Here is a 21,620-nt window from a genome sequence, read left to right as displayed (position 1 = left end):
GTGTTGACTAATTCTATGTTAGAATGAATGATGTATCAAAAGGGAGGGTTATCTATGAAAAAGAATCCAATAATTCCATTTATCTTAATTATGGCATTTGGTATCGGTCTAATTTTCTTCTTATCTATTGAAGGTGTGAATAACAAAGGAGAAATAGCAGCTGATAAAGAAGCGGCTGAAAATGGTGAGGAAGTTGCCACTACGGATGAATTCGATCCTGCTACATTTGCACAAGGGAAATGTATCATGTGTCACGGTGGTAATTTTGAAGGACAAGGTAATGCACCTTCGCTAGTTGCAACTAAATTATCTGAAGATGATATTAAAGGTGTATTAACTAATGGTAGAGGTGGAATGCCAGCTGGATTAGTTCCTGCTGAAAACATCGATGCTATGGCTGCATGGGTTAAATCTTTAGGTGAAAAATAATAATTATAAAAAGACCTTCGATTCTTATAAAAGAATCGAGGTCTTTTTTTATTTTTGCTATAATGGATGATGAGGTGTTTATATTGAATGCAAAAAAATTGTCAGAACGTTTAAAAAGGGTAGCTTCTTTTGTAGAAGAAAATACGATACTCGCGGATATTGGAAGTGATCATGCTTATTTACCATGTTATTTAGTTCACACAGGGAAAATAACTAAAGCAATTGCTGGAGAAGTGGTAAAAGGACCTTTTGAATCTGCCCAAAAACATGTGAAAAGTGAAGGGTTCGAAAAACAAATAGATGTACGTTTTGGAAATGGCTTAGAAGTTATACAAGAAGCAGATAATGTACAAACGATTACGATTGCTGGAATGGGTGGTCCACTTATAGCTTCCATTTTAGAAGCTGGAAAAGATAAACTTACATCTGTGGAAAACTTAATATTGCAGCCAAATATTTATGCAAAAGCAATTCGCGAATGGGCAATAAAAGAAAATTGGAAAATCGTGAACGAAACCATATTAGAAGAAAATGATAAAATTTACGAAATTGTCGCCCTTAAAAAAGGTCAAATGCAGCTAACAGAGCAAGAACTATTAGTTGGTCCTATTTTAATGAAAGAAAAATCAACTGTTTATAAAAAGAAATGGACGAATGAACTAAACGAATGGCAACGAATCGTCGACCAATTAAACAAAATAGCGCAATCAACGGAAGTACAACAAAAGAAAGAAGAACTCGAAAGAAAAATCGCTCTAGTGAAGGAGTCATTGTAAAAAATGAAGCAAACAAATGGTCAACAGATCATCTCCCTATTTGAACAATGGGCACCTAAATCACTTGCTGTAGAAGGAGATTCCATCGGACTACAAATAGGTACGCTGAACAAGTCAGTTTCTAAAGTGCTTGTTACACTCGATGTGAATTCAAAAGTAGTAAAGGAAGCGATAGAGCAACAATGCGAGTTAATCATTGCGCATCATCCTCCCATATTTCGTGGAATGAAACATATGCGAACGGATTTACCACAAGGAAGCTTAATCGAGCAATTAATCAAGCATGATATTGCGGTATATGCAGCGCATACGAATCTCGATATTGCGACTGGTGGAGTAAATGACTTATTAGCAAACGCATTGCAACTTGAAAATGTGAAAATATTAGAGCAAACAACTGCTGAAAAGTTAATGAAACTAGCAGTGTTCACTCCAAAAGAATCGACGGAACAAGTTAGAATTGCTTTGGGAAATGTGGGAGCAGGTCAAATTGGCGATTATGGTAATTGCAGCTTCACTTCAGATGGGGAAGGACGATTTAAACCTTCTTTGAGTGCTGATCCTTATATCGGTAAAGCGAATGAGCTTGCCATTGTAGCAGAAGATAAAGTGGAAGTAGTATTCCCTGCTTCTATTAAAAATCGTATTCTAAGAGCTTTGCTTACGGTACATCCGTATGAAGAGCCTGCATATGATTTATTTATACTAGAAACAGAAATAAACGAAAAAGGGCTTGGAAGGATAGGGACGCTTCCAACTCCGGTAAGATTATCCGAATATGCACAAACAGTGAAAAAGCAGTTGCACGTCCCATTTGTGCGTGTAGTTGGAGAGTTGGATAAACTTGTTCAAAAGGTTGCAGTACTTGGAGGGGATGGAAATAAATACATTCAAACAGCAAAAAGAGCAGGGGCAGATGTGTTTATTACAGGGGACATGTACTTTCATGTGGCACAAGATGCCGAAGCAATGGATCTGGCAGTGATTGATCCTGGTCATCATATGGAACAAATTATGAAAGATGGCGTTACAGATTATATGAACGCGGCTTGTATTGAAAAGAAACTTGCTTGTACATTTATCCCGTCTAAACTTTCCACAGAACCATTTCAATTCATATAGAAAGAAGCTGCTTCCTCGGAAGCAGCTTCTTTTACTTAGATATTAATTGGGTACGGCTCTATTCTATCTACTGGTTTTGGTATTTTAATTTTTGGTAATATTTTTTCTGGTATTACTTTTTTCGTTGTATCATGTGTAGTAGGATCATTTGGATCATATTTTTCTAAAAATTGGATAACTTCTTTCACAATAGGAGTAGGTGTAGATGCTCCTGCTGTAACTGCTATATGATTAATGTTTTCTAACCATTCAAGCTTAAGCTCTGAAATGTCTCCGATACGATAAGAAGAGGTACCTGCAATTTCCTCCGAAACTTGCGTCAATCTATTCGAGTTATTACTCATCGGATCTCCTACAACTATCAATAGATCGGCTTCGCCGGCTTGTTCTGCAACCGCTTCTTGTCTTACTTGCGTAGCAAGGCATATTTCTTTGTGAACTTCTATATGTGGGAATTTTTCTTCCAACTTTTTCATCATATCCACAACATCCCATTGTGACATTGTAGTTTGATTTGTTACAAGAAGTTTATCCGTTTCAATCGTTAAGTTATCAATATCCGCTATTGTTTGCACTAGATGCACTTTATCTGGTGCAACGCCCATCGCACCTTCTGGCTCAGGATGACCTTTTTTCCCAATGTAAATAATGTCATACCCTTCGGCAGTTTTTTCTTTAATTAAGTCATGTGTCACAGTCACGTCCGGGCATGTTGCATCTATCGAAACTAACCCTCTTTTACGAGCAAGTTCCTTCACTTCGGGAGACACACCATGTGCAGTGAAAATTACTGTTCCTTGATCGACTTTAGAAAGAATATCTAAACGATTTTCACCATCAAGTGTAATAATACCGTCTTTTTCAAATGCATCCGTTACATGTTTGTTGTGGACAATCATTCCTAAAATATATATTGGCCGGGGAAGAGATGTATCTAAAGCTGCGTTACGTGCAATGACCATTGCATCCACAACCCCATAACAATATCCTCTTGGCGAAATTTTTTGTACAATCATTGTGAGAACTCCCTTCAATACGAGCATACTCATATTATAACGGAGCTACTGAATGAATTCAAAACTTTAAATTGGTGGCTGAAATATTCGTGGTAAGGAAGCCCCAGTTGAAACGACGGATGAAGTTGTTCGGGCAACAGCTGGGACACTTGCAGCGGCACTTGTAGCAGCGGTTGCAGTGGTGGCCACAGCGGCAGCAGCCGTTGCACTTGGTACGGATTGAAAGCCCTTATAGAGCTTCCATAGGGCTGGCATGTTTTGGAGCATTGGTGCATATTGCCTTACCATTGGTGTGATTTGTTGGGCAGTATTTAAAAACTTGTCAGCAGTTTGTAAATAGGATGATGCTTTACCTGTAGCAGCACCAGCCGCTTGTTGAAGACCAGACTGAGTTCCAGGACCACCGAAAATTCCAGCCGCTGCATTTCCTACATGACCACCGAACCCGCCAGCCCCTGCACTCCCTGCATTCCCTGCATGACCACCGAACCCTCCAGCCCCTCCATGCCCTTCTAGACCACCGAATCCACCAGTCCCACCGGCCTGCCCTCCTGGACCTCCTTGTTGAAAACCTCCAAAAAGACGTCCTAAGAAGTTGCTTGGTTGTGAACCATGTGTATTATTTGGTATTCCGAACATACTTTGTGGAGGCTGGGGAGTATTTACAGGAGGAGGACTATTAAAATTAAAGAAGTCATTCGCCCTAGATTGCGAAAACGGATAAAAAGACTCATAGCGCATTATATCATCTCCTTTCATCAAAGTGAGTCCTTCTATTCTATGCAAATTATACGTTTTGTGCACAATCGTGGTACAATAAAGAAATGTGAGGGAGGGACTCAAATGTCCAAATATACAGATTATAATTTTCAGCCTTTTTTACAAAATGCAATTGATAAATTAGGTTTTCAAGAACCAACGCCGATTCAAAAAGAAATAATTCCGCTTGTTTTAAAGGGAAGAAGTGCGATTGGCCAAGCGCATACTGGAACAGGAAAAACACATAGTTTTTTGATCCCAATTGTTGAAAAAATAGATGCTAGTAAACAAGAAGTACAAGCAATTATTACATCACCAACAAGAGAGCTTGCAACTCAAATTTATAAAGAGTTGAACAAGTTAGTAGAAGGCACAGAAATTCAAACGAAGTTGTTTATTGGTGGTACGGATAAAGCCCGCGCCATCGATAAGTTGAAAACACAACCACAAATTGTCGTAGGTACACCAGGACGACTTCGTGACTTAACGGTTGAACAGGCCTTGCTTGTGCATACTGCAAATATACTAGTAGTGGATGAAGCGGATTTAGCATTCGACTTAGGTTTTATTAATGAAATCGACCAATTTGCATCGCGTATGCCAGAGCAATTAGAAATGTATGTATTTTCAGCAACTATTCCGGAAAAGCTTCAACCATTTTTAAAGAAATATATGGATTCACCAGCTCATATTAAGATAGGAGAAAAGCGTCCAGTAGCGGATGGAATCGAATTTACTGTAGTTCCTGTTCGAAGTAAATCACGTAAAAAGCGGTTGTTAGAAGTAATCGAAGGAATTAACCCATATTTGGCAATCATTTTTACGAATACTAAACAGCATGCGGACGAAGTGTCCAATTACCTGCTAGGTAACGGTTTAAAAGTAGGGGTTGTTCATGGGGACATATCGCCTCGTGACCGTAAACGTGTGATGAAACAAGTTCATGAATTAGAATTTCAATATATTGTTGCAACAGATCTTGCGGCACGTGGAATTGATATTCCCGGGGTAAGCCATGTAATAAACTATGAAATTCCAGATGATCTAGAGTTTTTCGTTCATAGAGTCGGAAGAACAGCTCGTGCAGGATTAACGGGATCTGCTATTACATTATTTGAACCTTCTGATGAAGATGCTTTAATTCGTCTAGAGAAAATGGGAATTGAATTTAACCATCGTGATGTAAATAATGGTGAATGGTCAGAGTTAAAAGAGAGACATGCTCGTAAAAATCGTACGAAAAACGAAAATGAAATTGATGCTAAAGCAAAAGCAATGGTTCGCAAACCTAAAAAAGTAAAACCGGGTTATAAACGCAATATGAAATGGGAAATGGATAAAATTAAGAAGAAAGAACGTCGTATAAAAAATCGTCAAAAATAAGGAGGCTTTTCAATGCTTTTAGGATCACATGTTTCCATGAGCGGAAAAGAAATGCTTCTTGCTTCCAGCAAAGAAGCAGCTTCATATGGTGCCAATACATTTATGATTTATACTGGTGCACCTCAAAATACACGTCGAAAACCAATTGATGAGTTGAATATTGAAGCAGGCTTACAGCATATGAAAGAAAATGGCATGTCTCATATAGTTGTACATGCCCCGTATATTATCAATTTAGGAAATACAACAAAACCAGAGACTTTTGCTTTAGGTGTAGAGTTTCTACAAAAAGAAGTGGAACGAACTGCGGCAATTGGAGCAACACAAATCGTTCTGCATCCAGGCGCTCATGTTGGTGCTGGTGCAGATGCTGGAATTGCTAGAATTGTGGAAGGGCTTAATGAAGTATTGGAGCAGGACTTACCAGTACAAATTGCACTTGAGACAATGGCTGGAAAAGGTTCCGAGTGCGGAAGAACTTTCGAAGAGTTAGCTCAAATTATTAATGGGGTCCAAAATAATCATCGGCTCTCCATTTGTTTAGATACTTGTCATATTCATGATGCGGGCTATGATATCGTAAATGATTTCGATGGTGTCTTAAATGAATTTGATAAGGTGATCGGTCTCGATCGACTCAAAGTGCTTCATATAAATGATAGTAAAAATGTTCGTGGTGCAGCAAAAGACCGACATGAAAATATTGGTTTTGGTGAAATTGGGTTTGATGCACTACAATATATCGTGCACCATCCTCAATTAATGCATATTCCGAAAATCTTAGAAACGCCATTTGTTGGAGTGGATGCTAAAGATAAGCAAGCACCATATAAAGTGGAGATTGAAATGCTTCGTTCCAAAACATTCAATCCCGAAGCAATCGATTCTTTAAGAGTTTAATAATTATTGTACCCTCATTTTTCTCGTAAAATTGAGGGTACTTTTTCTTTGAATTGTTGAAATAAGTTAACTGCTCTTTGTTCTCCTAAAATGCTAATCAGTTTTTGTTGAATGTTCATTGGAACACCTAATAATAGCCAAGTTAAAGAGATTTCTTGGAGAAGTGGATATACCTCTTTTATTTCTTTATCGGATAATTTTATATCTAACTCCTTAACTAATTTTTTGAAATCTTTTATAGAACTTGTTTGTAGTTCATGAATAAACCTCGAAATATCCAATCTATCATCCTCTCAAGATAAATTTATTTACACTTTCACTATTTTCCTCTATACTTTAACTTTGTAAATCGTAATGATTATTGATTAGAATAGAGGAATATAGATGGGTAAACCCTTAATTCAATTACAACATGTTTATTATCAATATGAACAAACAGAGGCATTAAAAGATATTTCTTTAAAGATAGAAGAAGGAGATTTTTTAGCGATTATTGGTCCTAATGGATCTGGAAAATCTACTCTTTTAAAAATAATTCTTGGCTTATTAAAGCCTACTAAGGGTGAGGTATTGCTATTTAGTAAACCTGTTCCTTTGTTTAAAGAGAAAGAGTTAATAGGCTATGTCTCTCAAAAGTCCAATGCATTTAATACTGGTTTTCCTGCAACTGTAGAAGAAGTAGTGAAAAGTGGTTTAGTAAAGAAAGTTGGCTTATTCCATTCGTATCCTAAAAATGTGGACACAAAAGTGAGTGAAGCGCTAACTTCTGTAGGAATGGAAAAGTTTTCAAAAAAAAATATTGGCGAGCTATCTGGTGGTCAGCAACAACGTGTTTTTATCGCTAGAGCATTAGTGAGCAATCCGAAAGTTTTAATATTGGATGAACCTACTGTAGGCGTGGATAGTAATAATGTTCGCTCATTTTATCATATGTTATCTCATCTAAATCGGGAACATCAAATTACAATTGTCTTAGTAACACATGATGTGGATGCTGTATCGAAAACCATTAGTCATGTCGCTTGTCTCAATCAATCCATTCATTTTCATGGTTTTCAAAATGAGATGGATTCCATGAGTGATGAGCAATTAGAAGCGTGGTATGGGCACTCCGTTCGTAAAGTGACACATCGAAAAGAGGAACAATCATGATAGAATCATTCATTCAATATCAATTTTTACAAAATGCCGTTATTTCCGGATTAATTATTGGTATTATTGCGCCATTACTTGGCGTGTTTATCGTCGTTCGTCGACTTTCTTTAATTGCGGATGCATTAAGTCATGTTACGTTAGCAGGGATTGCTGGTAGTCTATACATGAGTCAATCTGTAGGAGCATTAGCATTTCTAAATCCATTATATTTAGGAATAGTAGCTTCGGTTACCGGTTCTCTTTTTATTGAACGACTTCGTAGAATGTACAAGCACTATGAAGAGCTAGCGATTCCAATAATAATGTCCGCGGGATTAGGTTTTAGTGCTATTTTCATTTCATTAGCAGAGGGTTTTAGTTCCGATTTATTTAGCTATCTATTTGGTTCTGTATCAGCTGTAAGTCGCCAAGATTTATGGATTGTTAGTTGTATTGCACTGATTGTAATTGTTTTTTTAACATTATTTTACAAAGAGTTGTTTGTCTTATCTTTTGACGAGGAATATGCAAAGGCTTCTGGTCTACCTGCAAAGTGGATTCATATATTATTTATGATTGTTACCGCGTTAGTTATTGCAGGTTCCATGAGAATTGTCGGTATATTACTTGTTTCTTCGCTCATGACATTGCCCGTTGCTGCAGCGATGCGAATAGCAAAAGGCTTTAAACAAGCGATTATTTTTTCCGTACTATTTGGAGAGCTTGCAGTGATTATTGGATTAGTAAGCGCATTTTATATGAATTTAGCTCCAGGTGGAACAATTGTTGTAACGTCTATAATAATCTTGCTTCTTACACTTACATTTAAAAAAATGTCAATGAAGGGAGCCGTCTCACAATGAATATTGAAAAAGCTTGGGAAATCCTTAAAAAAGAAGGCTTTAAGAAAACGGATAAACGAGTGCAAATTTTAGCTATTTTTTCAAAAACAGAGAAATATATAACTGCCAGAGATATTTTAGATGTGATGATGGTTGAACATCCGGGGATGAGTTATGATACCATTTATCGTAATTTAAGCACTTTTGTTGCTCTTGGTATTTTGGAAGAAACGGAGTTCACTGGGGAAAAACATTTCCGCATGCAATGCGAAATGGATCACCATCATCATCATTTTATATGTATGTCATGTGGCAATATTAAAGAAATTAATTTTTGTCCGATGGAAGTCCTTCAAAATGCTATTCCAGCGTATCAAATTGATAGTCATAAGTTTGAAATATACGGTAAATGCCCTGAATGTCATTAAAAAACACCGCCAAATAAATGTTTGGCGGTGTTTTTTTTCATATTTTGTTAAAATCAAGTTATTTTTGCGGTTATCTTATCGTCTACGGAACAATGTTACCTCTCACAAGCTATTCCATCTTTATCACGATCTTTACTCGCGTTGGCTTTGTAAAGTTCCGCTGATACAGTTGGTTTATATTTTGTTTTTCCCCCTTTGTTAGTAACCTTTGCGTCTTTAGCCACTCCGCCTGGATATACTTTATTTAGCTCTGTGCAGTTTTTAAATACCTTGGCAGCAGCATCAGTAGAAGTAGGGGATAGGGTTGAGGCACCTAAGACTAGTGTAGATGCTAATATGATTGTTAAAATTTTTTTCATTTTATTTCCTCCTAATCGTGTACGCAATTGCATTTTTAATAATAGAATCAATTCCTTCAAAAGTATTGAAGAGCATAAGTAAAAAAGTAAGCATGTTTCTATGCCACTTGCGTAAAGATAACTATACGTCAGCGGAAAGCGAGTGTCTTTTTCCTGCCTCGCTTTTTACTTACTTTCTATTTGATAAAAAAAGTCTGTAGGCAAACTCGTTTTTATTGAGTTTGCTTACAGACTGAACTTGAGGACTATTCCTCACGTTTTTTGTAATGCGAATTCGTTCTCAATCCACCTATTTGCTTCCATCCAGTTATTGACACGAATAACCCCTTTTGGAGCAGATTGTTGATTATAAGGTGTGTTAAACAATATCACCGGAATATCTAGTTCTTCGTGAATTTCGACGGCGTTATCGTGTTTATCTTCAAAGAAAGCATGAACACCGTATTTTCTAGCCGTTTCAATTTTGTTATGTGAACCGATTAATTCGATATGGTCATAAAGTAATTCTTGTTCTTTAAACCAATTAATCGTAACATCCATCACATTTTCCCCGCGAGCTGAGATGAAAAACAATTCATACTTTTCTTTCCACGCAGATAACACAGTATGTGCATCTGGCTGGATAGGGGAAGTAGCATAGATGGTTGACTCTGTTTTTCTAAACCATTCATAAAAAACTTTTTCATCAACCGGAAATGCTTTTGTTAAATCATACTCTTTAATATCGTCTAGCTGCAAATTGCAATTAAAAGCACTATTAATATGTGGAAGTAAAGAAGTAGGAGATGTTACTGTCCCATCTATATCTATTCCGAATCGTACATTCTCCATAAACTTAACTCCTTACGCTTGTTGTTTTTCTTTTTCTAGTTTTTCCAGTTCTTTTTTTGCAAAATAATCTGCTGCAATTTTATCAATTTCAATTTTAAGTTCTTCTACCATTGTTTCTTCTGGCACTTTACGTACGATTTTACCCTTCATAAATAAAAGCCCTTCACCTCGAGCACCAGCGATGCCGATATCTGCTTCACGCGCTTCACCTGGTCCATTTACTGCACAGCCAAGTACGGCAACTTTAATAGGTGCTTTAATATGTGAAATATATTCTTCTACTTCATTTGCAATAGATATCAAATCTATTTCAATTCGGCCACATGTTGGACATGAAATAAGTGTTGCAGCATCAGAAGAAAGTCCAAATACTTTTAATAGTTCACGCGCAACTTTTATTTCTTCTACAGGATCAGCACTTAGGGATACACGCATTGTGTTACCAATACCCATACTTAGCAATGTACCAAGTCCTGCTGCACTTTTAATCGAACCAGCGAATAGTGTTCCGGATTCCGTAATTCCTAAGTGAAGTGGGTAATCGAATGCTTGGGAAGCTTTTGTATAGGCTTCAATTGCTAAACTAACATCTGATGCTTTCATTGACACGATAATATCGTGAAAATCCAAATCTTCTAGAATTTTAATATGATGTAACGCGCTTTCTACCATACCATCTGCGGTAGGATAGCCGTATTTTTCTAAAATTTTCTTTTCAAGTGAACCAGCATTTACACCAATTCGGATTGGAATACCTTTCGCTTTTGCTGCATTTACAACTGCTTCTACTTTTTCTTTACGTCCAATATTACCTGGATTTATACGAATTTTATCTGCACCTTGTTCTATTGCAATAAGTGCAAGCTTGTAATCAAAATGAATATCCACTACTAGGGGGATATGAATTCTTTTTTTTATTTCACCAATCGCATAAGCAGCACGCTCATCTGGACATGCAACACGAACGATTTGACAACCCGCTTCTTCTAGTCGCAAAATCTCTGCGACTGTTGCCTCTACATCATGTGTTTTAGTTGTCGCCATACTTTGGATAAATAGCTCGTTGCTTCCACCTATTGTTAAGTCTCCAACTCGAACTGGGCGAGTTTTGGAACGATGAATTATTTCACTCATGAAATTCTCTCCTTCTTGAGGCTTTATGCCATCACTATCCTCCATTTTATCAGTCAGAGGAATGAAATTACAAGGAAGAAACCTCTATCTTTCATTTTTGCAAGCTTCATTCGAAGAGTAGACAGGTAAAAATATTAATTCCCCGTCTTTTGCCGTTTGATTTATTAAATGTGGGTTCAATTGATGGAAGTCTATTAGTCTCTCTTGATTAGTAATTGATTTATCAGTGGGATACATAGAAAAAAGAGCATACAATGTATCACCTGAATGTACTTTTACAGATATATAATCCATTGTTTCTACACATTCTTCAGATGGATAAAAAGCAAGAGGAATAGTACCTTCGAACATATCTACTTTAATAATATAGAGTGTAACGAGAATCATAATAGTTGCTACGAATATTTTCATATAAAACCCTCCTTGTCCCACTATATGCAGGAGAGGAGGGAATATGTTAACGTTTTATCGGATAGTATTTGCTTGCTAAAAATAAATACACCAAAGTGATCATATAAATGGCAAGTTCAAAATTACCGCTGGACCAATGAAAAATAGAAAAAACGATCGAAACAAGCATTGGTAATGTGCTTGAAAAAAGAGCAGTTCTCCACATATGCCGGTATTCACCTTTTCGTTTTAAAATAGAAAGGGTAATTACGCCAATATAAGCAAAAATACTAATTCGAATAAATATAAACAAAGTATTTAGCACAAATAATAAAACAAAAGCAAAAGGATAAATTAACCACTTAATATCCTTAAAGTATTCTAATAAGCCTTCCATATTTGTTTCTTGAATGGATAATCCATTTACAAATTGGACAAAAGAAATGATGGTAATGACCAGTACATAAGTAAATATATATTGCATAACCTTACCAATTGGAACAAGTCTAAATGCCGCAATTTTTTTTGGGTTATGTAAACTTGCTTTAAATAGTTGAAATAAATTCATTAAATTCACCCTTTCTTCTACATTTTATCACCTGTTTGTCATAGAAAACAAAGTAATTAGAACGTTTTTGTTAAGAAAATATAAAGAATAGCTAGATTCACTTTACAATTCCTTTATAATTTAACCATAATAGAAGATAGATAGACAAAGTGTAAAATAGGAGTTGGCGATAACGTGGATCTCAATTGGCAAGAAATGCTTTTCGAATTTTTTGGTGGACTAGGTATCTTTTTATTCGCCATTAAATACATGGGCGATGGCTTACAAAAAACCGCCGGAGATAGATTAAGAGATTTACTGGACCGTTATACAACGAATCCCCTTACGGGAGTTATAGCAGGTATATTATTTACGGTATTAATACAATCTAGTGCTGGGACGATCGTAATTGTAATAGGTCTAGTTAGCGCTGGATTTATGACTTTGCGCCAATCTATAGGTGTCATTATGGGAGCAAATATAGGTACAACTATAAAAGCTTTTGTTATAGGTTTTGAAATTGGAGATTATGCGCTTCCAATTATGGCAATTGGGGCGTTTTTAATCTTTTTTTTCAAAAGGAAAATGGTACATAATGTAGGAGAAGTTTTATTCGGCTTAGGTGGTTTGTTTTTAGGACTCGAATTAATGATGAAAGGCATGAGTCCTTTACAACATCTACCTTCATTTACAGAGATGACTCTAAATGTAAGCAATCATCCTATACTAGGAGTATTAGCAGGAGCGATAATGACCGTGTTCATTCAAAGTTCGAGTGCTTCTGTTGCGATTTTACAAGGATTCTATGCTGAACACTTAATTTCATTAAAGGGTGCTTTACCGATTTTATTTGGCGATAATATTGGGACGACGATTACTGCCATTTTGGCTTCATTGGGAGCAACAGCTAGCGCTAAAAGAGCAGCAGCTTCCCATGTGTTATTTAATATAGTCGGTACCATTGTGTTTCTAATTTTTTTAACCCCATTTACTTTGGCTATGGAATGGATATCTGGGGTATTTTCATTGGAGAATAAAATGCAAATAGCATTAGCGCATGGGACATTTAATGTGGTGAACGTTATTCTTCAGTTTCCTTTAATTGGTGCTTGGGTATTCTTATTGACGAAGTTGTCACCTGGGGAAGATTTCTCGACAAAATACAAAACAAAACACTTAGAGGATGATTTCATAGAAGAATCACCATCCATAGCAATTGGACAAGCGAAAGAAGAAATTTTGCGTATGGGTAATTTTAGTGTCCAAGGTTTAGAAAAAACATTTCACTATTTAACGTTTAGAAATAAGCAGGATGCCCAAGAAGCTTATCACATAGAAGATGCGATTAATCACTTGGAAACGAAAATTATAAACTACCTAGTAAAGATATCTTCCCAACCATTATCGAGACAAGATTCAAGCAGACATTTTATGTTAATGGCCACAGTTCGAGATATTGAAAGAATAGGCGATCATTTTGAAAATATTATTGAGTTAATTGATTATCATGACGAGCATCGCTTTCAACTTACAAAAGACGCATTGGAGGATATTTCAGAGATGTTTCTGTTAACCATTAATACTGTAAAAAAAGCTATAGAAGCTTTAGACTTAAATAGTGATCGCCTTGCAAGAGAGGTTATAGAACAGGAAGATGAGATTGATCGAATGGAGCGACAATTTAGGAAAAATCATTTTATTCGATTGAATGAAGGACTATGTTCTGGCCATGCAGGAGTAATTTTTGTCGATATGTTGAGTAATTTAGAAAGGGTTGGTGATCATGCAGTAAATGTTGCAGATGCCATATTAGGTAAGCGAATATGATAGAAATCATTGGTTGGATACTTATCGTCGCAAGTTTTATGGTTGCATTTATCGGAACTTTCTATCCAATAATCCCCTCCATAGTCTTTATGGTATTAGGTTATATTATTTATGGCTTATTTTTCTCTTTCGCAGAATTGAATTGGCTATTTTGGGTAATTCAACTTCTATTTGTTGTGCTACTTTTTAGTGCAGATATGGCAGCGAATGCATTCGGTGTTAAAAAATTTGGTGGCACAAAAGCTGGAATGTGGGGAAGTACAATTGGCTTAATAGCCGGACCCTTTGTAATTCCGGTGGCTGGTATTTTACTTGGACCTTTTCTAGGTGCAGTGTTAGCTGAACTAATATTTACAAGAAAAGGGTTAAAACAAGCGATAAAATCGGGAATCGGTTCTTTAGTTGGATTCCTCACCTCTTCCGTAGTTAAAATAATTATTTTGACCTTAATGTTAGTAATCTTTATTTTCTTCGTATAATTTCAGTCAAAAGTATAAGATAAATAATTTTAGTCGATTTTAATTGAACGTTCTCCGTTAATTTGATACGCTAATACATGGAAAGAATTTTCTAAAATATTCTTTAGGAGGAAACTATAATGGCATATGAATTACCAGAATTACCTTATGCATATGACGCACTTGAACCACATATCGACAAAGAAACGATGAATATTCATCACACGAAACATCATAATACTTACGTTACTAATTTAAACAATGCGGTTTCTGGAAAAGCAGACTTAGAAAACAAATCTGTAGAAGAATTAATCGCTAACTTAGATGCAGTACCAGAAGATATTAAAACAGCTGTACGCAACAATGGCGGCGGACATGCTAACCATTCATTATTTTGGCAAATCCTTTCACCAAACGGTGGCGGAAATCCAACTGGTGAATTAGCGGAAGCAATTGATGCGAAATTTGGTAGCTTTGATGCTTTCAAAGAAGAATTCGCTAAAGCAGCAACAACTCGCTTTGGTTCAGGTTGGGCATGGTTATCAGTTGTTAATGGAGAGCTAGACCTTTCATCTACAGCTAACCAAGATTCACCAATCATGGAAGGTAAAACTCCATTATTAGGTTTAGACGTTTGGGAACATGCTTACTACTTAAACTACCAAAACCGTCGTCCTGACTATATTTCTTCTTTCTGGAATGTAGTAAATTGGGATGAAGTATCAAAAAGATACGCTGCTTCAAAATAATTTCATAAAAAAAGAAACTTTGCACACACTTTTTCGTCAAAAAGTGTGTGCTTTTTATGTTACACTAACATATAGCGAAATTTATTAAAATTAATGGAATAAAGTTAATGCCTCTGGCTAAAGGAAAGCATTTTGGCGAGCCAGATAGAAGATCTTGCCCCAATTAAGCCAATGCGAATTTGATAAAAGTAGGTGATCCCCATGCGAAAAACTCCCAATAAACGTGCACAAAGTGTAAAAGCTAAACAAAGAGCTAATATTACTTTTCGCATGAATATACTTTTCTTTTCTATTTTCCTTTTGTTTACATTATTAATCTTGCGATTAGGTTATTTACAAATTGTAAAAGGGGAAGACTATAAAAAAGAGCTTGAACGTACGGAAGAAGTTGCAGTTAATACAAGTGTACCAAGAGGGCGTATTTTTGATAGTGAAGGAAGAATTCTCGTAGATAATGAGCCTCAGCGCGCCATTACATATACAAAGATGCAAACGACGAAATCAGAGGATATGTACGAAATAGCTGAAAAGCTAAGTATGCTCATACAAAAGAATCCGAAAGCAGTTACTAAAAGTGACTTACAAGATTTTTGGCTGCGGAAATACAAAAATAAAGCATTAGAGTTAGTGTCTGATGAGGAACGTAATAAAATTGAAAAAGATGAAAATCTATCGGCAAAAGAAAAGAATATTGAAGTTAATCGTTTAACAAGAAGTAGAATACCAGAAGACGAATTACAATCATTTACACCGGAAGAAATGCAAGTTATTGCAATTTATCGTGAAATGGTTGGAGGCTATGCACTGTCCCCACAAATTATTAAAGGCGGAGAAGTTTCTAATAAGAGCTTGAAACCAGGGGAAATTTCGGAAGAAGTTACGGTAGAAGAATTTGCTCGAGTGTCTGAGAGATTAGGCGATTTAAAGGGAGTAAATACAACTACCGATTGGAGAAGAGTATATACTTCTCCGCTTGCGATATTAGGTACGGCTTCATTGCCAAAAGAAGGTATACCAAAAGAGCGTCTCGATTATTTCTTATCAAGAGGTTATTCTAGAAATGATCGAGTTGGAAAGAGTTATGTTGAACAACAATACGAAGAAGTGCTTCAAGGCAAAAAAAGTGTAGTGAAGAATATTACAGATGGAAAAGGAAGAGTAATAGATACTAAAACAGTTGACGAAGGTAAACCAGGTGAAGATTTAGTCTTAACCATGGATAGTGAAGTTCAGATGGCACAGGAAGAAATACTTGAAAAAGAACTTTTAAGATTGAAACAAATTCCTGGAACGAAGTATTTAGATAGAGCATTTTTTATTATGATGAATCCATATACTGGTGAGGTTCTTTCTTTAGTCGGGAAGCAAATCGTAAATGATCCCGTAACAGGAAAGCCAAAAGTTAGGGATTATGCTTTCGGTTCATTTACAACTTCTTATGAAGTAGGATCAACGGTAAAACCTGGAACTTTGCTAACTGGCTACCGTGAAAAAGCAATTGAAATTGGAGAAAAATTCATTGATGAACCTATTCGTATTAAAGGTTCCGCACCAAAGAGCTCAGTATTTAATAGATCAGGAAGAATTCTACTCAGTGATTCAGAAGCAATTGAACGTTCTTCCAATGTATTTATGTTTAAAACTGCATATAGCATTGCTGGTAGAGTTTATCAACCAAACCAAGGGATTAATTTTGGAATAGATGCTTTTCAGAAAATGAGAAATGGCTATGCACAATTAGGTTTAGGTGTTAGAACAGGGATTGATTTACCAGGTGAAGTGTCGGGTGTAGAAGGCGGAACTACGATGGGGAAACTACTTGACCTTGCGATTGGTCAATATGATACGTATACACCTTTACAACTTGCGCAGTATGCTGCCACTTTGGCAAATGGAGGCAGTCGAATTCAGCCCCATGTGGTGAAGGAAATAAGAGAACCATCCACTGACGGAGAACAACTTGGAGGAGTAGTTAAAGAGTTTACTCCAAATGTATTAAATACAATTGACAATACAACGGCTGAAATTGAACATATTCGTTCTGCCATGCAATTAGTGTATTATGGAAGTAAAGGTTCGGCTCATACAGCGTTTGGTAGTTCTCTCTTTAATGGAGCAGGGAAAACAGGAACTGCACAATCCTCCTTTTATGATGCCGCGCAAGGTAGAAGTTTTAGTACAGTTAATTTAACACATATTGGTTTTGCGCCATTTGATAACCCGGAGATAGCATATGCGCTAGTTATTCCTTGGGCTTCGCTTGAATCTAACTACAAGTCTAGTTTTGCCACACCCATTGCACGTGAGCTAGTAGATAAGTATTTTGAAATTCAACAAAAAAATGAAGCATTAAAAGAAAATGATTCGACTACGACTCCTGCTATTAAACCTGCTTTTACAAACGATAAAATAGATGAAGAAGAGACGCAAACTAAATAATAACTAAAAACGGATCATCCTAAAAGTTTACTAGGATGGTCCGTTTTTTTAGAAAGTATATGAAATTAGCTGCAAGAAATCAAGTTTTCATTTTGTTTTTAGTTGAACAGGACTATCTGGTGCTATCGAAAATAAAGGATCGGAAAGTGACACAGTCAGTTTCCGATCCTTTTGCTTTCTCAAGATAATGGTGTAGCCAATGTTTATTCCAGAGAACTCAAGAAATGTTGAAGAACAAGATGCATTTTAAAGGTCGCTCAAGCATTTTTTATTTCACACACTATTCAATTTACAAAAGCTTTACAATACATTCACATAGACTCAACATGTACCCTTTATAGTAAACCTTGTAAGAGAAATAGAAACAAAACTTTAGGGGGCTATACCAGATGAAGAACTGGAAGTACTTATTAATGGCATCAATGGTAGGATCAGCATTAACACTAGGAGCTTGTGGAAATGATTCAAGCACATCAAAAACTGAAAGTACCGCTACACAAGGAGCTTCTACTGACGGAACAAAAGAAGTAGCAATTGAAGGTAAAGTAGCTGGTGATGGTTCAAGTACAGTAGCACCTATCATGGAAGCAATTGTGGAAGAATATGCAGGAGTACAAAATAAAGTTCAAGTTACAGTTGGAGTGTCTGGTACAGGTGGAGGATTCGAAAAATTCATCGCTGGATCAACAGATTTCTCAAACGCTTCACGCCCGGTTAAAGACGAAGAAAAAGAAAAACTTGCAGCTGCAGGCATTGATTTCACTGAATTTAAAATCGCTTATGATGGTATTTCATTAGTAGTGAATAAAGATAATAATTGGGTTGACTCTTTAACAATGGAAGATCTACAAAAAATGTGGACGGAAGACGGTACAAAGAAAAAATGGTCTGATATTAATCCAAAATGGCCGAACGAAGAAATCGTATTTTACTCACCAGGAACAGATTCAGGCACATATGATTACTTCGATGAAGTAGTACTTAAAAAAGCAGATTTGGTAAAAGCAGCTACACTTTCTGAAGACGATAACGTATTAGTACAAGGTGTACAAGGTGATAAAAATGCCATTGGTTTCTTTGGATATGCTTACTATTTAGCAAACAAGGACAGTCTAAAAGTTGTAAAAGTTGGTGGGGTTGAACCTTCAAACGCAACAATCGAATCTGGTGAATATGCACCATTATCTCGTCCACTATTTGTTTATGCAAAAAATAGCGCTATTAAAGACAATGCAGCAGCTTATGATTTCATGAAGTATACGCTTGAAAATGCTAGTGAGATGTCAGAAGCAGTTGGATATGTAAAACTTCCAGATGCGGATTATAAAAAAGGGTTAGCTGATTTAGAAGCTTTAAAATAAAAGGTCAATCTGAAAAGTAAAGATACGGGTAGCAGGCTTGCTACTCTTTTCTTTCGTTTGGTAAAAGGGGGAGTCACTATGGCTCAAAAAAGGTTAACTGGTCATTCATCAGTACAAGAACTAATTGCAAAATCGAGCAATAAGAAACACAAGAAAATGATAGAAAAGATTATTCCAATCATTCTTTTACTTATTGCTTCTGTTTCCGTGTTAACGACTTTTGGAATCGTTTTTACACTAATCGTGGAGACAGGGATATTTTTTTCAAGAGTTCGGATTACAGATTTTCTTTTTGGAACGGAATGGTTTCCATTTGCTAATACAGAACAACTATTTGGAATTCTTCCTTTAATAGCAGGAACTTTAAAAGTGACTTTAATTGCTATTATCGTTGCTGTTCCATTCGGTATTGCTTCTGCTGTATTTTTAAGTGAGTATGCAAGTGATAACACTAGAAGAATTATTAAACCGATTTTAGAAGTTTTAGCAGGTATACCAACAATCGTTTATGGATTCTTTGCTTTAACTTTTGTAACACCGTTACTACAACAAATTATCCCTGGATTAAAAATCTTCAACGCATTAAGCCCAGGTATTGTTGTAGGCATCATGATTTTACCTATGATTGCATCGTTATCAGAAGACGCCATGTCATCCGTTCCTAAATCTATACGTGAAGGTGCACTTGCAATGGGGTCTACCAAGTTAGAGGTTGCTTTAAAAGTAGTATTACCTGCTGCTTTATCGGGAATTATTGCTTCTGTTGTACTAGCTATATCACGTGCAATTGGGGAAACGATGATTGTTTCATTAGCAGGAGGTTCTACTCCAAAATTTGATTTTAATGTGACGGATTCTATTCAAACAATGACCGCATATATAGTTCAGGTGTCGTCTGGAGATGCGGGATATGGAACAACTATCTATTACTCTATATATTCCGTAGGATTTACATTGTTCATATTTACACTATTGATGAACTTTATTGCTCACGTTATTTCGAAAAAGTATCGGGAGGAATATTAAGATGAAATATGTAAATCAAGAATCAGTAGTAAAAAGAATGAATAGACGACTTATTACAAATCGGGTATTTAAAACACTATTTTTCTTCGCGACTTTATTTGCATTAGTCATACTTGCCATTCTATTTTACAGAATAACTACACAAGGAATTGGCTATTTAACACCAGAATTTTTCAGGAATTTTGGTTCTCGTTTTCCTGCAAAGGCTGGTATCAAGGCTGCTTTAGTTGGTTCCATATGGTTAATGGGTGTTGTGGCACCTGTTTCCTTAATATTAGGTGTGGGTACTGCAATTTATTTAGAGGAATATGCAAAGAAAAACAAACTGAATGACTTTATTCGGATGAATATTTCAAACCTTTCTGGTGTGCCTTCTGTAGTATTTGGATTACTCGGTTTGACTATTTTCGTTAGAACTTTATCCCTTGGAAATAGTATTTTAGCTGCAGGATTTACAATGAGTTTATTGATACTACCTGTAATAATCGTCGGTGCTCAAGAAGCAATTCGTTCAGTGCCTAAAGATGTTCGGGAAGCTTCATATGGAATGGGTGCAACAAAATGGCAAACGATCACGAGAGTTGTCTTGCCTTCTGCTATTCCCGGAATTTTAACTGGTGCAATTTTGGCTCTGTCACGTGCAGTTGGGGAAACGGCTCCTTTAGTAGTAATCGGTATACCTGTAATTATTCAGTTTTTACCGGAGAATTTGCTGAGCCAATTCACTGCACTACCAATGCAAATTTATGATTGGGCTAAAAGACCACAAGCAGAATTTCAACATGTCGCTGCTGCGGGCATTCTTGTATTAATGATGTTTTTATTAATCATGAACTCTATTGCTATTCTTATTCGAAATAAATTTCAAAAAAGGTACTAAACTAATTTTGGAGCTGGGGGAAAAAAGATGATACAAGTTATCGGAAATACATCCGTTGTAAATGAAGAATTATCGAATACTGTTTACAGTACACAACAATTAAATTTATGGTATGGGAACCACCACGCTTTAAAAAATATAGACCTTCAGATTAAAGAAAACGAAGTAACTGCCATTATTGGACCATCTGGTTGTGGTAAATCTACTTATATTAAAACATTAAATCGAATGGTGGAATTAGTACCAACTGTTAAAACATCGGGGAAAATTTTATATCGTGAACGTAATATCTTTGATGCAGACTATGGGGTAGAGGAATTACGTACGAAAGTAGGTATGGTTTTCCAAAAGCCGAATCCATTTCCAAAGTCAATCTACGATAATATTGCATATGGACCAAGAATTCACGGTATTAAAAACAAAAAGATACTTGATGAAATTGTAGAAAAAAGTTTACGAGGAGCAGCTATTTGGGATGAAGTAAAAGATCGTTTATCAACGAATGCATACAGCTTATCTGGTGGTCAACAACAACGGATTTGTATCGCTCGCTGTTTAGCGATAGAACCTGATGTCATTTTAATGGATGAACCGACATCAGCACTTGACCCAATTTCTACGTTAAAAGTAGAAGAACTAATTCAAGAACTGAAAACGGATTACTCCATCATAATTGTTACACATAATATGCAACAAGCTGCTCGTATTTCAGATAAAACAGCTTTTTTCTTAAACGGAGAAGTGGTGGAGTTTGATCAAACGGATGTTATTTTTTCTACACCAAGAGATAAACGAACAGAGGACTATATTTCAGGACGTTTCGGATGACG

24 protein-coding genes are annotated in these 21,620 nt (G+C 36.2%); 16 read left to right on the top strand and 8 right to left on the bottom strand.

Annotation, left to right across the window (positions count from 1 at the left end):
* Positions 1 to 54: 54 nt before the first annotated feature.
* The 3 genes from cccA (at position 55) to ACEPXG_RS10635 (ending at position 2,327) form a co-directional block, all read left to right on the top strand.
* Positions 55 to 429, top strand: coding sequence for a cytochrome c550 (cccA, locus tag ACEPXG_RS10645; RefSeq protein WP_391201927.1), 375 nt, complete (start codon positions 55 to 57; stop codon positions 427 to 429).
* 83 nt (positions 430 to 512) lie between these two features.
* On the top strand, positions 513 to 1,205 hold the full coding sequence (locus tag ACEPXG_RS10640; protein ID WP_391201924.1) for a tRNA (adenine(22)-N(1))-methyltransferase: 693 nt from the start codon (positions 513 to 515) through the stop codon (positions 1,203 to 1,205).
* Between the two features lie 3 nt (positions 1,206 to 1,208).
* Positions 1,209 to 2,327 carry a Nif3-like dinuclear metal center hexameric protein gene (locus ACEPXG_RS10635; RefSeq protein ID WP_391201921.1) on the top strand — a complete coding sequence of 373 codons (1,119 nt, stop codon included), beginning with the start codon at positions 1,209 to 1,211 and terminating at the stop codon, positions 2,325 to 2,327.
* Positions 2,328 to 2,362: 35 nt separating this feature from the next.
* Here ACEPXG_RS10635 and ACEPXG_RS10630 read toward each other — a convergent pair whose 3' ends face one another.
* Positions 2,363 to 3,343 (bottom strand): 4-hydroxy-3-methylbut-2-enyl diphosphate reductase, encoded by a 981-nt coding sequence (locus tag ACEPXG_RS10630; RefSeq protein ID WP_391201918.1) that lies wholly within the window; start codon positions 3,341 to 3,343, stop codon positions 2,363 to 2,365.
* A gap of 66 nt (positions 3,344 to 3,409) precedes the next feature.
* Positions 3,410 to 4,084: a VrrA/YqfQ family protein gene (vrrA, locus tag ACEPXG_RS10625; RefSeq protein WP_391201915.1), complete on the bottom strand. Its 675-nt coding sequence runs from the start codon at positions 4,082 to 4,084 to the stop codon at positions 3,410 to 3,412.
* A gap of 102 nt (positions 4,085 to 4,186) precedes the next feature.
* Here vrrA and ACEPXG_RS10620 point away from each other — a divergent pair, with 102 nt between their 5' ends.
* Both ACEPXG_RS10620 and ACEPXG_RS10615 read left to right on the top strand, forming a co-directional pair.
* Positions 4,187 to 5,485 carry a DEAD/DEAH box helicase gene (locus tag ACEPXG_RS10620; protein WP_151700370.1) on the top strand — a complete coding sequence of 433 codons (1,299 nt, stop codon included), beginning with the start codon at positions 4,187 to 4,189 and terminating at the stop codon, positions 5,483 to 5,485.
* Between the two features lie 12 nt (positions 5,486 to 5,497).
* Positions 5,498 to 6,385 (top strand): deoxyribonuclease IV, encoded by an 888-nt coding sequence (locus ACEPXG_RS10615; protein WP_391201911.1) that lies wholly within the window; start codon positions 5,498 to 5,500, stop codon positions 6,383 to 6,385.
* 14 nt (positions 6,386 to 6,399) lie between these two features.
* Here the strand turns inward: ACEPXG_RS10615 and ACEPXG_RS10610 are convergent, their stop codons facing one another.
* Positions 6,400 to 6,666, bottom strand: coding sequence for a hypothetical protein (locus ACEPXG_RS10610; protein WP_391116080.1), 267 nt, complete (start codon positions 6,664 to 6,666; stop codon positions 6,400 to 6,402).
* Between the two features lie 103 nt (positions 6,667 to 6,769).
* Between ACEPXG_RS10610 and ACEPXG_RS10605 the strand changes: the two genes are divergently transcribed.
* From ACEPXG_RS10605 to ACEPXG_RS10595, 3 genes are read left to right on the top strand one after another with little or no spacing between them, the layout of a single operon-like run.
* Positions 6,770 to 7,537: a metal ABC transporter ATP-binding protein gene (locus ACEPXG_RS10605; RefSeq protein ID WP_391201908.1), complete on the top strand. Its 768-nt coding sequence runs from the start codon at positions 6,770 to 6,772 to the stop codon at positions 7,535 to 7,537.
* Entirely contained in the window at positions 7,534 to 8,382 is an 849-nt protein-coding gene (locus tag ACEPXG_RS10600) for a metal ABC transporter permease (RefSeq protein ID WP_391201905.1), read from the top strand. Before ACEPXG_RS10605 ends, ACEPXG_RS10600 begins: the two co-directional genes overlap by 4 nt.
* Positions 8,379 to 8,789, top strand: coding sequence for a Fur family transcriptional regulator (locus tag ACEPXG_RS10595; RefSeq protein WP_391201902.1), 411 nt, complete (start codon positions 8,379 to 8,381; stop codon positions 8,787 to 8,789). The genes ACEPXG_RS10600 and ACEPXG_RS10595 overlap by 4 nt, the downstream gene beginning before the upstream one ends.
* Before the next feature lie 95 nt (positions 8,790 to 8,884).
* On the opposite strand, the gene ACEPXG_RS10590 is transcribed toward ACEPXG_RS10595, so the two are convergent.
* The 5 genes from ACEPXG_RS10590 to ACEPXG_RS10570 all read right to left on the bottom strand — a co-directional run bounded on the left by ACEPXG_RS10590 (position 8,885) and on the right by ACEPXG_RS10570 (position 12,071).
* Positions 8,885 to 9,148 (bottom strand): excalibur calcium-binding domain-containing protein, encoded by a 264-nt coding sequence (locus tag ACEPXG_RS10590; protein WP_391201899.1) that lies wholly within the window; start codon positions 9,146 to 9,148, stop codon positions 8,885 to 8,887.
* A gap of 252 nt (positions 9,149 to 9,400) precedes the next feature.
* Positions 9,401 to 9,979 (bottom strand): hypothetical protein, encoded by a 579-nt coding sequence (locus tag ACEPXG_RS10585; RefSeq protein ID WP_391201896.1) that lies wholly within the window; start codon positions 9,977 to 9,979, stop codon positions 9,401 to 9,403.
* Positions 9,980 to 9,991: 12 nt separating this feature from the next.
* Positions 9,992 to 11,113 carry a flavodoxin-dependent (E)-4-hydroxy-3-methylbut-2-enyl-diphosphate synthase gene (ispG, locus tag ACEPXG_RS10580; RefSeq protein ID WP_151700363.1) on the bottom strand — a complete coding sequence of 374 codons (1,122 nt, stop codon included), beginning with the start codon at positions 11,111 to 11,113 and terminating at the stop codon, positions 9,992 to 9,994.
* Between the two features lie 84 nt (positions 11,114 to 11,197).
* Positions 11,198 to 11,524: a hypothetical protein gene (locus tag ACEPXG_RS10575; RefSeq protein ID WP_391201893.1), complete on the bottom strand. Its 327-nt coding sequence runs from the start codon at positions 11,522 to 11,524 to the stop codon at positions 11,198 to 11,200.
* 46 nt (positions 11,525 to 11,570) lie between these two features.
* Positions 11,571 to 12,071 carry a DUF1189 family protein gene (locus ACEPXG_RS10570; RefSeq protein WP_391201890.1) on the bottom strand — a complete coding sequence of 167 codons (501 nt, stop codon included), beginning with the start codon at positions 12,069 to 12,071 and terminating at the stop codon, positions 11,571 to 11,573.
* Positions 12,072 to 12,245: 174 nt separating this feature from the next.
* Between ACEPXG_RS10570 and ACEPXG_RS10565 the strand changes: the two genes are divergently transcribed.
* From ACEPXG_RS10565 to pstB, 8 genes are all read left to right on the top strand, one after another.
* Positions 12,246 to 13,877 (top strand): Na/Pi cotransporter family protein, encoded by a 1,632-nt coding sequence (locus tag ACEPXG_RS10565; RefSeq protein WP_391201887.1) that lies wholly within the window; start codon positions 12,246 to 12,248, stop codon positions 13,875 to 13,877.
* Complete coding sequence (locus ACEPXG_RS10560; RefSeq protein WP_391209882.1) at positions 13,877 to 14,356, top strand: DUF456 domain-containing protein; 480 nt, start codon at positions 13,877 to 13,879, stop codon at positions 14,354 to 14,356. Before ACEPXG_RS10565 ends, ACEPXG_RS10560 begins: the two co-directional genes overlap by 1 nt.
* A 119-nt stretch (positions 14,357 to 14,475) precedes the next feature.
* Positions 14,476 to 15,084: a superoxide dismutase gene (locus ACEPXG_RS10555; protein ID WP_391201884.1), complete on the top strand. Its 609-nt coding sequence runs from the start codon at positions 14,476 to 14,478 to the stop codon at positions 15,082 to 15,084.
* A gap of 201 nt (positions 15,085 to 15,285) precedes the next feature.
* Positions 15,286 to 17,523 carry a peptidoglycan D,D-transpeptidase FtsI family protein gene (locus ACEPXG_RS10550; protein ID WP_391201881.1) on the top strand — a complete coding sequence of 746 codons (2,238 nt, stop codon included), beginning with the start codon at positions 15,286 to 15,288 and terminating at the stop codon, positions 17,521 to 17,523.
* Between the two features lie 389 nt (positions 17,524 to 17,912).
* Positions 17,913 to 18,884 (top strand): PstS family phosphate ABC transporter substrate-binding protein, encoded by a 972-nt coding sequence (locus ACEPXG_RS10545; RefSeq protein WP_391201878.1) that lies wholly within the window; start codon positions 17,913 to 17,915, stop codon positions 18,882 to 18,884.
* A 78-nt stretch (positions 18,885 to 18,962) separates the two neighbouring features.
* On the top strand, positions 18,963 to 19,910 hold the full coding sequence (pstC, locus tag ACEPXG_RS10540; protein WP_151700356.1) for a phosphate ABC transporter permease subunit PstC: 948 nt from the start codon (positions 18,963 to 18,965) through the stop codon (positions 19,908 to 19,910).
* 1 nt (position 19,911) lies between these two features.
* A complete protein-coding gene (gene pstA / locus ACEPXG_RS10535) occupies positions 19,912 to 20,790 on the top strand; it encodes a phosphate ABC transporter permease PstA (RefSeq protein ID WP_391201875.1) in 879 nt (292 codons plus the stop codon).
* A 27-nt stretch (positions 20,791 to 20,817) separates the two neighbouring features.
* The gene (gene pstB / locus ACEPXG_RS10530) at positions 20,818 to 21,618 is read left to right on the top strand and encodes a phosphate ABC transporter ATP-binding protein PstB (RefSeq protein WP_391201872.1); all 801 of its coding nucleotides are present in this window, start codon (positions 20,818 to 20,820) and stop codon (positions 21,616 to 21,618) included.
* The last annotated feature ends 2 nt before the right edge of the window (positions 21,619 to 21,620 follow it).

The sequence above is a fragment of the Psychrobacillus sp. L4 genome (assembly GCF_042944905.1).
Taxonomy (GTDB): Bacteria; Bacillota; Bacilli; order Bacillales_A; family Planococcaceae; genus Psychrobacillus.
Note: the sequence above shows the minus strand (reverse complement) of the source record. Positions and strands in the feature narration are given on the sequence as shown.